Below are 11,904 nucleotides of genomic sequence, written 5' to 3' on the forward strand. Positions count from 1 at the left end.
AACGAGATCCGCCGCCAGGCAGAGCTGGTCCTGGAGACCATGGCGGATGGCCTGATCGGGGCGGATGAGCTCGAAATCCGGGACATGGCCAGGCGGGTCCACGCGGCCGCCGCCGGAAATATCGAGGAGGCCTTCGCGGACCGGGCAGGGGAGACCCGCTCGGTTTAATGGCGGACCGCAGCCCCGCACGGTGCTGTGGTTACCTCACAGTGTGGCCGGGGCGCAGCTAGACTGGGTGGCATGCCGCACCCAGAAGCTGACTCCGCCGCGCTTGGCGACCTCATGCACGCAGCGTTCCGCGGCCTGCGCGGCCGTTGGCTGACGCAGCTGGCACCGTTCGACCTGACACCGCACCAGTACCGCGCGCTCAACGCCGTCGCACGCAACCCCGACAGTGGAGGCATGCGGCTCAAGGAACTGGCCGAGCAACTGCGGATCGCCCCGCGGTCAGCAACTGAGGTTGTTGACCAGCTCGAGGGCAAGGGTCTGCTGGCCCGCGGACCGGATCCCTCCGACCGGCGGGCGACGCTCATCTCCCTGACCGCCGAAGGGGCGGCCATGCGTGACGGTGTCCGCAAGGACCGTGCCCGGGAAGCTGACGAGTACTTTGCCGCCTTGTCTGCCGGGGACCGGGCAGAGCTGGCCCGGATCCTGGGCCTGTTGGCGAAGGACGCTCCGGCATGGCACCACCGGCACGGCCGCGGGGACCGGGCAGAGTCTCAGCCCCGCAGATAGTTCTCCCGGCACAGGCGCAGCCCTTAGTCTTTGCCCGACCCCAGCAGCCAGTCGGCGGCGGGTCCGCGGATGCGGGCAAGCCCCTTGTACTCGACCAGATCCTCCGGCAGGCCGCGCAGCACCTCGCCGAACCGCGCGCGCCACACAGGGACCAGGGCCATGTCCCGCAGCGACAGCAAATGCGTGCGGATCAGGAACAGCAGGGCACCGGTGCTGGGCACCTTGATCAGGTGCTGGACCTCCACCCGCAGGTGCAGCCGGTCCGGCAGGGCCGGATCCTCCGCGATTGACGCCCGGTGCGGCCCCCACTCGGGATAGGTCTCAGTGGAGATATCCAGGCGCCGGTCCACCGAAACACTCCAATTGGTCCGCCGGTAGGGCTCACCGGGCTGGAGGCCGATCAGGAACTTTTCCGCCCGCTCGATGACGCCCAGGTCCGCCACCCGGGGCACGGGTGCATGGATCTCGCTGAAGGGGAGACCGACGTCGAACCGCAGGGACCAGTTGGAAGCAAACGTCACCACTCCGGCATCCAGCCAGAGCGCCCCCTCCCGGTGGTGCAGCAAGGCAAAGTCCTCCTGCATCTGGCTGGAGAGGAACCTCAGCGGGCAGCCGGGCACCGTGGTGTCGTCTCCGTAGGTGAAGAAAAGGCCGGTACCGGTGAGTTGATTGGTCCAGCGGCACCTGGTTCCGCTGCGCTCATACCGCATTGAATCCGGATAGGTGCCGGCCAGCTCGGTGAGGACAATGTTCAGGGCGCCCCACACACTGGGACGCAGGTGCGGGGTTTCGGCGGCGCGGCTCGGATCACGTGCCAGGATGCTCCGGCGCACGGAGAGGTCCTGTGAGTAATCGTTGTCCACCTCCACGATCCGCCCGCCCCATCCGCCGGCAGCTGTAGGCCTGTACCGGCCTGCCGGCTCCACATTGACGCTGTACATGTACTGCCCGTGCGGGAAGGGGAAGGGGAACCGGCGCACGTGTGCGGGAAGGCCGGGAGTGGGCTCCGCGCCGCCGTCGCGCATCACAGGTCCACACCGATCCGTTCACCGGCAGCCCGGGAAACGCAGGGCATGATCACGGTATTGCTGCTTCTGGCAGCAGCCGGCAGATAGCTGTCGCGGTGCACCGGAACCCCGGATGTCACGGTGAGCCGGCACTCGCCGCATACGCCCTGCCGGCACAGGTTGGGGATCTGCAGGCCCGCATCCTCCAGTGCTTCGAGCAGTGAAATTCCGGCGGGCACGGGAACAGTCCGGCCGCTGCGTTCCAGATGGACGGTGAAGGGTTGTCCCGGGTCCAGGACAGCGTTATCAAACACCTCCCGGTGCAGCCGCTCCTCCGGCCAGCCGAATCCCCGGGCAGCGCCGATCACAGACTCGACGAAGCTGGTGCCGCCGCAGACATAGAGGTGGGTGCCCAGTGGCTGGTGTGTCAGCGCCTCGGAAAGCCGGCGGACAAACACCGGCCGGTCCGGGCACTCGATGAGCCTGCCGCCGCACAGCTCCCGCAGCTCCTGCACATGGGGTGCAATGCCGTGCCGGTAGGCGTAGAGCACCGAAAACGGCTGGCGCCACATTGCTGCAGCCCGGGCGTGGGACAGGACCGGGGTCACGCCGATGCCGCTGGCAATCAGCAGGTGCCGGGTGGCCGTGGTCTGCGGACTGAATCCGTTGCGCGGGCGGGAGACCTGGACCCGGTCTCCGGGGCGCAGGCCGTGGAGAAAGCGGGAGCCGCCGCCGCCGTCGTGCAGGAGAACTGTGATCGTGTACGCGGACGGGACTGTTCCCGATCCGGTGAGCGAGTAGGCGTTCACCGTGGCGCCGCATTCGACCAGCAGGTGGCTTCCCGGGACGAACTCCGGCAGCGGCGAGCCGTCCGGGCTGGCCAGGGCCAGGGACCGCACTCCGGGTGCTTCGTCGCGGGTGGACTGGACCACCAGGGAGAAGCCCTGCCGCAGGGGGAGCGGGCGCCGGTAACCCGCCGCAGCAGCGTGATTCACGTTGGTCCCTCCTGTTGTGAAACCGGCTCGATGCCGGCGGCGACACCAAGGTAGGCGGCGAGGTGACGGGAGAAATGGTCGAAGATTTCCAGACCGCGGTGGCAGCCGCTGCAGCAGAGGCGGGATCCGGGCTCCAGGACGGTGCGGGTGATGGTCCTGCAATGCGGGCAATAGACGCGGCGTGCGGGATCCGACCTGGACAGCAGCAGAATCTCGGCGGAGACCATGCCGTAGGCCAGGGCATCGGTCCGCGCGGCAAGAACATCGGTCTCCGGACCGGCCAGAACCAGCTGGGTTCCGACGACGGCGGCCCGCAGCTGGGCATGGAGCCATTGCGCCTCGGCGTGACCATACAGTGCAGGTGCAGGTGCAGGTGCGGGTGCAGGTGCAAGAGCAGGCGCATGAGCAGGAGCGCCAGAGCACGTGCCGGTGCTGGCGCCCGAGTCCGTGCCGGCGCCCGGACGGGCGCGGGTGCGCGCCGGCCGGAAGTTAGCCGTGATGGTGGCGGCCCGTGCGGAACCCAGGTGCTCCAGCATTCGGAAACGGTCGGCATCGGTGAAGGCCAGTGCGATCCGGTAACGCACGAACTGGTCCGGCGGGGCGGAGGCAGCAGGGCCGCCGGCGGCAGGGTGTGTCTGGCCAGCGGCCGGCAACGGAACAGGTTCCATATGTTCCTCCTGGCAGGTCAGCGGGCGTGCACCGGGGATCGCTCTGCCGCTCAGCGTAAGCGCTGGTTGCGGTCCGCGTCAGCCAGTAGTTTGCGGGAAGCCAGAACCGGCGGTGCTGCCCAGGCAGAAGGCAGTCCCGCCCGGGGATGAGTTGGGCCGCTTCCACACGGTATGCCTGGTCGGGCCTGTTCTCCGCAGCGAACCGGCGCGTAGCGTCGATGGGGACAAACGCTCCCGCGGATCAAACGGAGCGTGTCCGGCGATCCGGGAGGTTCTTCCCATGCCAGCACATAACTCCCTGCCCGGCGACGCCGCCCGGCCCAGACGCCATCGGAGTAAATCCCGCGCCGCCACGTTCCTGTCCCCACTCACCTGGCTGCTTCCGTTGTTTGTGCTTCTGCTGCTCGGCGGCACGGGTTCGGCCCTCTACATCGGGGGGCTTGGCAGTCCGTCCGGGCACCTGCAGCACGTGCCGATCGCCGTCGTTAACCGTGACCAGGGGAGCGACGCCGGTGGAACGGAACAGAACTTTGGACAGAACATCACGGACACCCTGACCGAGAATTTCGGCAAGACCGATGAAATCGACCTCCGGCCGCTGAACTGGGACGATGCCCAGCAGCAGCTGGGGTCCGGACAGGTTTATGCCGCTGTGGTGTTTAACGAGGACTTCTCCGCCGACGCCGCCGGGTTGGTGACCTCCAGTCTCACGGCGTCGGAGGCCAGCAGGCCGGAGATCACGCTCTACACCAACCCGCTCGCCAGTCCGCTGGGTAGCCAGCTGGCGGGTGAAGCCGTGGAACCTGCTCTGCGGGAGGCCAGCAGCAGTTTGGGGGGACAGCTGGAGTCCTCCGCCCAGGCCGCCCAGGCCGAGGCGCAGCGGAGCCTGGACCGGCAGCTGGCCCAGGTGCCGCTGCCTGCAGCGGTGGAGAGCAGCCTGGCCCCGCAGATCGACGGAACGTCGGAGACAGTGCTGCGGGATCCGATCCAGATCACCGAAACGCCCTTCGAAAGCCCGGCCCAGGGGGAAGCGCTTGGCATGGGGGCGTTCTTCTACTCCGTGCTGCTGATGGTGGTGGGAATCAGCGGATCGGTGACGCTCCACTTCCTGATCGACTCACGGCTGGGCGTCAGCCCGGTCGAACTGGGGACCAGATTTGTCCTCGGCCCCCGGCTGCAGCCGGCGCGCTGGGTGACGTTCCTGCTCAAGTGGGGCCTGATGCTGGCTATCGCGGTGCCGACCGCGGGTTTGATCATGTGGATCGCCAACCTGGTGGGCATGCCCATTCCGCACGGCGGATGGTTCTTCTTCAGCACGTGGCTGTCGCTGGCCACCATTTCAGCGGTCACGCTGGGACTGGTGACCCTTTTCGGCAGCGCCGGGCTGATCCTCTCCATGATCTACGTGGTGTTTATGGGGCTTCCCGCTGCCACGGGTGTGGTCCCGCTGGAAATGCTGCCGGGCTTCTTCAGCTTCATCGCCAGGGGCGAACCGCTCTATCAAATGACCATCGCCAACAAGGCGATCCTCTATTTCGACGCCGAGGCAGGCGCCGGACTGCAGGCCGGCCTGATTGGCATGGGCATTATCAGTCTGGTCTTCGTGGTGCTCGCGCTGGCCGCCGGCTTGCTGTACGACCGGCTGTTCGGCGTCCGGGCGGCCCTGCCGCAGCCGAAGCGGGCAGCTGCGCGGAGCTGACCTGGTTGGGCGGTAATCCCGGCCTGTTCCGGCCGTCATGGAACGGCCCGTTTTGGCGCAAGGGCCAGGTGGTGGGAAAATCCGATGATGCGTCCCATGCAGAATTCCAGCCGTTTGCAGAACATCCGCTACGATCTCCGGGGCCCCGTGCAGCACGTGGCCAAGCAGATGGAGGCCGCCGGCCAGCGGATCCTGAAGATGAATCTGGGTGATCCGGCGCCCTTCGGGCTGGAAGCGCCGGAATCGATCGTGGTGGATATGATCCACCACCTGCGCGGCGCCCAGGGTTACAGCGACTCGAAAGGCATCTTCTCGGCACGGACCGCTATTTCACAGTACTACCAGACCAGGGGTCTGATGCAGATCGGCGTCGAGGATATCTTCATCGGCAACGGGGTCAGCGAGCTGATTTCCATGACGCTGCAGGCGTTCCTGGAACCGGGCGACCAGGTGCTGATCCCCTCACCGGACTACCCGCTGTGGACAGCCTCCGTGATGCTGTCCGGCGGCGAAGCCGTGCACTACGCCTGCGACGAGGAGAACAACTGGTGGCCGGACATGGCCGATCTGGAAGCCAAGATTACCGACCGCACCCGGGCAATCGTGATTATCAATCCGAACAATCCCACTGGCGCCGTGTACCCCCGACACATCCTGGAACAGTTCGCCGACCTGGCCCGCCGCTACGAACTGGTGCTCTTCTCCGATGAGATTTACGAAAAGATCCTCTATAAGGACGCGGTGCACATTCATACCGCGTCGGTGGCCGGGGACCTGCCCGTGCTGACTTTCTCCGGCCTGTCCAAGGCCTACCGGATGCCCGGCTACCGGGCCGGGTGGGTAGCCGTGACTGGCAAGCGCGCCGATACTGCCGCCTACCGCGAATCCCTGGAACTGCTGGCGTCGCTGCGGCTCTGCCCCAATGTTCCTGCACAGCATGCCATCCAGACCTCGCTGGGCGGCTACCAGAGCATCGGGGACCTGGTGAAGCCGGGCGGACGCCTGGCGGAGCAGGGGGACTTGGCGTGCCGGCTGCTGAATGAAATCCCCGGCGTCAGCTGTGTGCCGGCCGCCGGCGCAATGTACCTGTTCCCGAAGCTGGACCGTGAGATGTACCCGTTCGACGACGACGAGAAGTTTGTCCTGGACCTGCTCGAGGAACAGAAGATCCTGGTCTCGCAGGGAACGGCCTTCCACTGGCCGACGCCTGATCACTTCCGCTTCGTGATCCTGCCGGCCGAGGATGACATCCGCGACGCCGTCAACCGGATCGCGGCGTTCCTGGCCAGCCACCGGCGCACCCCCGGTGCGGTTGAAGTGCAGGAGGCCGGCGGCGGGATGCTCGAACCGGCCGGGGCGGACGTTTCAGGGGACTAGCGCTCCGGAGACCCGCGAACCTCCGGCCTGCAGCCACGGCGGGATCAGTACCTCAGTCCGCTCAGCACCGTGGCGTCCGCCTCCTCCTCCTGCAGTACCTCGGGCCGGAGCCCTGCGGCGGTAAAAACAGCCGCCAGCGCGGGCACCTGGCCGGTGCTGCACTCCACAAACAGGCGGCCCCCGGGCCGGAGCCAGGCCGGCGCCTCAGCGGCGATTCGGAACAGTACCGTGAGGCCCTGCTCACCGCCGTCGAGCGCCTCTGCTGGTTCGTGCAGCCGGGCTTCCTGCGGCAGAAAGTCCAGGCGCTCCGTGGGCACGTAGGGCGCGTTTGCCACCACCAGGTCGGCGCTTCCGCGAAGCGTGTGCGGCAGGGCCTCGAAGAGGTCGCCCTGGTAAACAGCGGCACGGGCTCCGAGATTCAACCGGGCGTAGCCGGCTGCATCCGCTGACAGGTCAGCTGCGTGCAGCTGGGCGGACGGGACGGCTGCCGCAACTGCAGCACTGATCGCGCCTGACCCGCAGCACAGCTCCACCACCAGAGCCGCAGTGCCTCCGGCGCCCTCTGCGTGCTTTCGCAAGGCATCGACGACGGCGGCAGCCAGGAACTCGGTCCGCCGTCTGGGGATGAAAACGCCCGGACCGACACGGATCCGCAGCGCACCGAACTGTGCCCAGCCCAGGAGGTACTCGAGGGGTTCACCAGCCGCCCGCCGGGAGAGCAGTGAGTCCAGTTCATGATTCGTACCGGCAGCAGCAAGCAGCAGCTGTGCCTCCTCTTCGGCGAAAACGCAGCCGGCACTCCGGAGCCGTGACACGGACTGCGACAGTGCTGTATCACGATCAAGTCGATCAAACTTCCGCATATATTTCAGAGTCCTCTGGAAATAGGCGCATCTGCGGCATAGTGTCGGTGTATGCCTAGCTTGAGAGTCGCCGAAGCAGCACGGTTCCTGGGAGTCAGTGATGACACCGTCCGGCGCTGGATAGAGCACGGTACCCTGACCGGCCGCCGTGATGCCAGTGGACGGCAGGTTATTGACTCTCTGGAACTGGCCCACCTGGCCCGGGAGCAGGCACATCTGCCGGACGATCCCACGGAGATTGCCAGTTCTGCACGGAACCGCTTCGTGGGCCTGGTGACAGACATTGTGATGGACAAGGTGATGGCCCAGGTTGAACTGCAGTGCGGGCCGTTCCGGGTTGTTTCGCTGATGAGTTCGGAGGCCGTCCGCGAGCTCGGACTGGAACCCGGGTCCACGGCCACTGCCGTGGTGAAAGCCACCAACGTGATTGTCGAAATGCCCCCGGTTAAGAAACAGGCGTAATGCTCCACGGGAACAGCCTGCACACGTCTCTCCGCACGATTGCCCTGTCGGTGGGCGCCGTAGTGCTGCTGGCCGGGTGTGCCGGCAACCCGCCGTCGTCCTCTGGCCCGGAACCCGCGGGGGAGATGATGGTCTTCGCGGCCGCGTCGCTGTCCGGTCCCTTTACGGACCTAGCCGAAGAGTTCGAAGCCGACCACCCCGGCACCACCGTGCGGCTGAATTTTGCCGGTTCAGCGGACTTGGCGACCCAGATTCAGTCGGGGGCCCCGGCGGATGTCTTCGCGTCAGCGGACGGGACCAACATGGACAAAGTGGCCGGAAGCGGACTGGCTGCCGGCGATCCCGTACCCTTCGCCGTCAACACCCTCACGATCGCCGTACCGCCGGGCAATCCTGCGGGCATCACCGGGTTTAATGACTTAGGTGAACCGGGCCGGCAGGTGGTGATGTGCGCGGAACAGGTTCCCTGCGGCGCTGCGGCTGCACGGATTGAGGCGGCCACAGGCACGGAAATCACTCCGGTCAGCGAGGAAACCTCGGTCACCGGAGTTTTAGGCAAGGTTGCCTCCGGGGAGGCGGACGCGGGGCTGGTCTACGTCACCGATGTGCTGGCCTCCGCCGGGAGTGTGGAAGAGGTGGCTTTTCCGGAAGCCGCCCAGGCGGTGAACACCTATCCGATTGTCCGCTTGACCAACGCCCGGCAGCCGGAGCTGGCAGATGATTTCATCAGCTTCGTCCACAGCGGCCCTGGTCAGGACATCCTGCGGAAGGCCGGCTTCGGTGCGCCCTAGGAAGCCCCTGCCTCGGCTCGCCCGTTGTTCCCGGGTAGCCACGGTGGGCAACGGATCCACTGGAGGACCCCGATGATCCAGCTGCCGCGCTGGGTGCTGGCCGCCGCCGGGTTGGGAACGGTGTTCCTGCTGCTGCCGCTGGCGGCCATCACCGCCGAGGTGAATTGGGGACAGTTCATCCCCCTGATCACCTCCGAGTCCTCACTGGCAGCGCTGTCGCTTAGCCTCCGCACAGCGACGGTCAGCACCCTGCTGTGCGTGCTGCTTGGTGTGCCGCTGGCGCTGGTGCTGGCGCGGCTGCGGTTTCCCGGCAAACGGCTGGTTCGGGCACTGGTCCTGCTGCCGCTGGTGCTGCCGCCCGTGGTCGGCGGGATTGCGCTGCTTTATACCTTCGGGCGGCAGGGGCTGCTGGGCGGGGTGCTGGATGTCCTGGGAATCCAGATAGCGTTCTCCACCACCGCCGTCGTCCTGGCGCAGACCTTCGTTGCACTGCCGTTTCTGGTGCTCAGTGTCGAAGGCGCGCTCCGGACGGCGGGCACCCGGTATGAGGCCGTGGCGGCAACCCTGGGCGCCGGCCCCGGAACCGTCCTGCGGCGGGTGACCGTTCCGCTGGTGCTTCCGGGGCTGGCCTCCGGCGCTGTCCTTTCCTTCGCCCGGTGCCTGGGCGAGTTCGGAGCCACGCTGGCCTTCGCCGGGAGTCTCGAGGGCGTCACCCGAACGCTTCCGCTGGAGATCTACCTGCAGCGCGAGACCGACGCCGATGCAGCCGTGGCCCTTTCACTGGTTCTGGTGGCAGTCGCTGTGGTGGTGGTGGGACTGTCCTACCGCAGCACTTCCGCCGGGACGCCAGCGGTGCGTCAATGAGACTGGATTTGCAAGCGGTGCTCCCCGAGCGCGGTATCGACGTCTCCCTGGAAATAGCGGCCGGTGAGACCGTGGCACTGCTGGGGCCAAACGGCGCCGGGAAGTCCACAGTGGTCTCCCTGATCGCCGGACTGCTGCAGCCTGCAGCCGGGCGGGCGAAGCTCGGTAGCAATGTGCTGTTCGACGTCGACAGGCGGGTGTGGCTGCCGCCCCACCGCCGGGGCACTGCGCTGCTTGCCCAGGAGGCACTGCTCTTCCCGCACCTGAGCGCCGAGGAGAACGTGGCTTTCGGTCCCCGAAGTGCCGGGACTCCGCGGCGGGCGGCCCGGACGGCAGCCCGCTACTGGCTGGACCAGGCCGATGCAGGCGGATTCGCTGCCCGCAAACCGGCCGAGCTGTCCGGTGGGCAGGCCCAGCGTGTGGCCCTGGCGCGGGCGCTGGCCGCGGAACCGTCCCTGCTGCTGCTGGATGAGCCCATGGCGGCGCTGGACGTTCACGCAGCACCTTTACTGCGCCGGTTACTTAGCCGTGTCCTGGTTGGCCGAAGTGCCCTGATTGTCACCCACGATGTCCTCGACGCTTTGATGCTGGCAGACAGAGTGCTGGTGATGGAGGGCGGGCAGATCGTCGAGGGTGGTCCGCCGGCGCAGGTTCTGCGCCGGCCCCGCAGCCGGTTCACGGCGAGCCTGGCCGGCTTGAACCTGGTGGAGGGCATTCGCCGCGGGGACTGCTTCAGCGCGCCCGGTTTCGAGATTGAATGCCCACCCGAAGCGTCCCGTGACCAGTTCCGGGACGGGAGCCAGTGGCTCGCAGCCTTTCCGCCGTCGTCGGTTTTGGTCAGCGTGGTGAACCCATCGGGTTCAGCCGGGCCCACCCGCCCCACCGGGCAGGCCGGAGGCCGAAACGTTCTCAAGGTCACCGTCACGGACCTTGAGCCGAGGGGTGACCGGATCCGGGTCGGTGCGGGGGAGCTCGCCGCAGACATCAGTCCGGCTGAAGCCGCGGATCTGGCCCTGCGCCCGGGTCAGGAAGTCCTTTTCACCGTGGACGCGCTGGCCTTGTCGCTGTACCCCGCATAAGGCGGGATGCAGCTTTAAGGAACCTTCCGTCAGCCCTCCCGCCAGTGTCCGGGGCGGCGAAGCACGGGAGGCAGGAGTGTTTCGCTGTTCCCGGTGGCTGCGGTAACCTGCGCCTGGGTGAGGTACAGGGCCCGGGAAAGATCGGCACCTTCCAGGCGGGAACCGCGCAGATCAGCGCCGAGCAGGTCTGTGCCGGCAAGGTCGGCCCCGCGGAGGTCCGCCCCGATCAGGTAGGTTCCGCGAAGGTCTGCCCCGCACAGGAAAACCCTGCGCAGATCCCGGCCCATCAGGTCCGCGGAGGGCTGCAGGTCAGCTCCCGCATCCTGCTGTCCCTCGGCAAAGTAACCAGCCCGCACTTCGGCGCTGACTTCCAGCAGGAGAGCCCGGACCCGTGCATGCAGTGCGGAAAGGTCCAGGGCGAGCAGCGCGTGCGGACCTTGCTGCAGCTCGCTTCCGATCAATGTGCGGAGTTCCTCAGCCGATCCAGTGGTTTCCGGGTCGAAGGCCCGGTCCGCAGCCTCCGCCAGGTACCAGAGCATCTCGTGCAGCTGCCGGACTACCGCGAAGGTGCTGAACATCTCCCGGGCAGCTTCAGGATGGGTCCGCCAGTCTTCCCCGGCGTAGTAGCCCTGGGACACGGTTTGGCCGGCTCCGTGGCAGTCAAACACAGTGCAGCCGGAGAAACCCCGCGGACGCAGGGAGGCATGGATGGTGCAGGTGAAGTCCTCGGCCAGATTGCTGCAGGGGGTTCCGGGGGCTTTGTCGACGGCGAAGTCAGCGGACCGCGCGAAGCCGAAGGCCGTGCAGCACAGGGCGTAGCAGCTGGAGCAGTCCGGGCGCAGCTCCTCCCGTTCACGCAGAGGGGTGAGGGAAAGGAATCGTCCTGGTGCAGGTTGTGGGACAGGCATGGTTGTTCTTCCGTGAAGTATCTGGTGGTGGGCCTGAGCATCCGGGACCCCTGACGGGTCCCGGAACCGGGGTACACGAAATCACTACTCGCCATGGAGCAGTTTCACGGTTCCGCGTCACAGCGGAAGCACGGCGCAGAGAGATCTGTGTCACGAATAAGAAATAGTTTGCACTGCTTGCAGGATACATGTCGGATCCGGTCCGGACACCAGCAGGAGCATGACGCCGGTGGCGGCTGCGGGCGCCACCATCCGGGTCGGCAGCACGCGCTTGGCAGCTATTCCGGCAGAAGCTGGGCAGCTGCGGCATCCCGGTGCTCGGGCAGTCCCGTAGTTAGCGCATAGAGCGCATGGTTCAGTGGACCGGCCGCGATGAGTGCGCTACAGCGCTCAACCAGGAATGGGTCGTTGGTGCCGGTGGTGGCCGGGTTCCCGGCCCCCACTTCCTCAGTGGAT

13 protein-coding genes are annotated in these 11,904 nt (G+C 67.0%); 8 read left to right on the forward strand and 5 right to left on the reverse strand.

The features are described 5' to 3' along the window. The first annotated feature begins 39 nt into the window (after positions 1-39). A complete protein-coding gene (locus H9639_RS17005; protein WP_263598529.1) occupies positions 40-168 on the forward strand; it encodes a hypothetical protein in 129 nt (42 codons plus the stop codon). Positions 169-240: 72 nt separating this feature from the next. Further along, positions 241-735, forward strand: coding sequence for a MarR family winged helix-turn-helix transcriptional regulator (locus tag H9639_RS01565; RefSeq protein ID WP_191806383.1), 495 nt, complete (start codon positions 241-243; stop codon positions 733-735). Positions 736-758: 23 nt separating this feature from the next. On the opposite strand, the gene H9639_RS01570 is transcribed toward H9639_RS01565, so the two are convergent. From H9639_RS01570 to H9639_RS16750, 3 genes are read right to left on the reverse strand one after another with little or no spacing between them, the layout of a single operon-like run. Then, positions 759-1,760, reverse strand: a complete 1,002-nt coding sequence (locus tag H9639_RS01570) for a heme-dependent oxidative N-demethylase family protein (RefSeq protein ID WP_191806384.1) — start codon at positions 1,758-1,760, stop codon at positions 759-761. Then, positions 1,760-2,737, reverse strand: coding sequence for a PDR/VanB family oxidoreductase (locus H9639_RS17130; RefSeq protein ID WP_318241943.1), 978 nt, complete (start codon positions 2,735-2,737; stop codon positions 1,760-1,762). The genes H9639_RS01570 and H9639_RS17130 overlap by 1 nt, the downstream gene beginning before the upstream one ends. Beyond that, on the reverse strand, positions 2,734-3,405 hold the full coding sequence (locus tag H9639_RS16750) for a dimethylamine monooxygenase subunit DmmA family protein (RefSeq protein WP_225219053.1): 672 nt from the start codon (positions 3,403-3,405) through the stop codon (positions 2,734-2,736). The genes H9639_RS17130 and H9639_RS16750 overlap by 4 nt, the downstream gene beginning before the upstream one ends. 280 nt (positions 3,406-3,685) lie before the next feature. Here H9639_RS16750 and H9639_RS01580 point away from each other — a divergent pair, with 280 nt between their 5' ends. Together H9639_RS01580 and H9639_RS01585 are read left to right on the forward strand one after the other, a co-directional pair. Next, the gene (locus tag H9639_RS01580; RefSeq protein ID WP_191806386.1) at positions 3,686-5,104 is read left to right on the forward strand and encodes a YhgE/Pip domain-containing protein; all 1,419 of its coding nucleotides are present in this window, start codon (positions 3,686-3,688) and stop codon (positions 5,102-5,104) included. An 87-nt stretch (positions 5,105-5,191) separates the two neighbouring features. Beyond that, positions 5,192-6,481 carry a pyridoxal phosphate-dependent aminotransferase gene (locus tag H9639_RS01585; protein ID WP_191806857.1) on the forward strand — a complete coding sequence of 430 codons (1,290 nt, stop codon included), beginning with the start codon at positions 5,192-5,194 and terminating at the stop codon, positions 6,479-6,481. A 44-nt stretch (positions 6,482-6,525) separates the two neighbouring features. Here H9639_RS01585 and H9639_RS01590 read toward each other — a convergent pair whose 3' ends face one another. Beyond that, a complete protein-coding gene (locus tag H9639_RS01590) occupies positions 6,526-7,296 on the reverse strand; it encodes a putative protein N(5)-glutamine methyltransferase (RefSeq protein ID WP_318241944.1) in 771 nt (256 codons plus the stop codon). Between the two features lie 99 nt (positions 7,297-7,395). Here H9639_RS01590 and H9639_RS01595 point away from each other — a divergent pair, with 99 nt between their 5' ends. The 4 genes from H9639_RS01595 to H9639_RS01610 all read left to right on the forward strand — a co-directional run bounded on the left by H9639_RS01595 (position 7,396) and on the right by H9639_RS01610 (position 10,540). Beyond that, positions 7,396-7,806, forward strand: coding sequence for a TOBE domain-containing protein (locus H9639_RS01595; protein WP_191806388.1), 411 nt, complete (start codon positions 7,396-7,398; stop codon positions 7,804-7,806). Beyond that, positions 7,806-8,597, forward strand: coding sequence for a molybdate ABC transporter substrate-binding protein (modA, locus tag H9639_RS01600; protein WP_191806389.1), 792 nt, complete (start codon positions 7,806-7,808; stop codon positions 8,595-8,597). Before H9639_RS01595 ends, modA begins: the two co-directional genes overlap by 1 nt. A gap of 72 nt (positions 8,598-8,669) precedes the next feature. Further along, positions 8,670-9,461, forward strand: a complete 792-nt coding sequence (locus H9639_RS01605; protein WP_191806390.1) for an ABC transporter permease — start codon at positions 8,670-8,672, stop codon at positions 9,459-9,461. Beyond that, positions 9,458-10,540 (forward strand): sulfate/molybdate ABC transporter ATP-binding protein, encoded by a 1,083-nt coding sequence (locus H9639_RS01610; protein WP_191806391.1) that lies wholly within the window; start codon positions 9,458-9,460, stop codon positions 10,538-10,540. Before H9639_RS01605 ends, H9639_RS01610 begins: the two co-directional genes overlap by 4 nt. Positions 10,541-10,569: 29 nt before the next feature. Here the strand turns inward: H9639_RS01610 and H9639_RS01615 are convergent, their stop codons facing one another. Continuing rightward, positions 10,570-11,448, reverse strand: a complete 879-nt coding sequence (locus tag H9639_RS01615) for a pentapeptide repeat-containing protein (protein ID WP_191806392.1) — start codon at positions 11,446-11,448, stop codon at positions 10,570-10,572. Positions 11,449-11,904 lie beyond the last annotated feature (456 nt).

This window comes from Arthrobacter gallicola (assembly GCF_014836775.1).
GTDB classification, from domain to species: Bacteria; Actinomycetota; Actinomycetes; order Actinomycetales; family Micrococcaceae; genus Arthrobacter_B; species Arthrobacter_B gallicola.

What these genes read in the sequence shown, in the direction of transcription:
- H9639_RS17005 (WP_263598529.1), top strand. Translation starts at nt 40, where the DNA reads ATGGCGGATGGCCTGATCGGGGCGGATGAGCTCGAAATCCGGGACATG.
- H9639_RS01565 (WP_191806383.1), top strand. Translation starts at nt 241, where the DNA reads ATGCCGCACCCAGAAGCTGACTCCGCCGCGCTTGGCGACCTCATGCAC.
- H9639_RS01570 (WP_191806384.1), bottom strand. Translation starts at nt 1,760, where the DNA reads ATGCGCGACGGCGGCGCGGAGCCCACTCCCGGCCTTCCCGCACACGTG.
- H9639_RS16750 (WP_225219053.1), bottom strand. Translation starts at nt 3,405, where the DNA reads ATGGAACCTGTTCCGTTGCCGGCCGCTGGCCAGACACACCCTGCCGCC.
- H9639_RS01580 (WP_191806386.1), top strand. Translation starts at nt 3,686, where the DNA reads ATGCCAGCACATAACTCCCTGCCCGGCGACGCCGCCCGGCCCAGACGC.
- H9639_RS01585 (WP_191806857.1), top strand. Translation starts at nt 5,192, where the DNA reads ATGCGTCCCATGCAGAATTCCAGCCGTTTGCAGAACATCCGCTACGAT.
- H9639_RS01595 (WP_191806388.1), top strand. Translation starts at nt 7,396, where the DNA reads ATGCCTAGCTTGAGAGTCGCCGAAGCAGCACGGTTCCTGGGAGTCAGT.
- modA (WP_191806389.1), top strand. Translation starts at nt 7,806, where the DNA reads ATGCTCCACGGGAACAGCCTGCACACGTCTCTCCGCACGATTGCCCTG.
- H9639_RS01605 (WP_191806390.1), top strand. Translation starts at nt 8,670, where the DNA reads ATGATCCAGCTGCCGCGCTGGGTGCTGGCCGCCGCCGGGTTGGGAACG.
- H9639_RS01610 (WP_191806391.1), top strand. Translation starts at nt 9,458, where the DNA reads ATGAGACTGGATTTGCAAGCGGTGCTCCCCGAGCGCGGTATCGACGTC.
- H9639_RS01615 (WP_191806392.1), bottom strand. Translation starts at nt 11,448, where the DNA reads ATGCCTGTCCCACAACCTGCACCAGGACGATTCCTTTCCCTCACCCCT.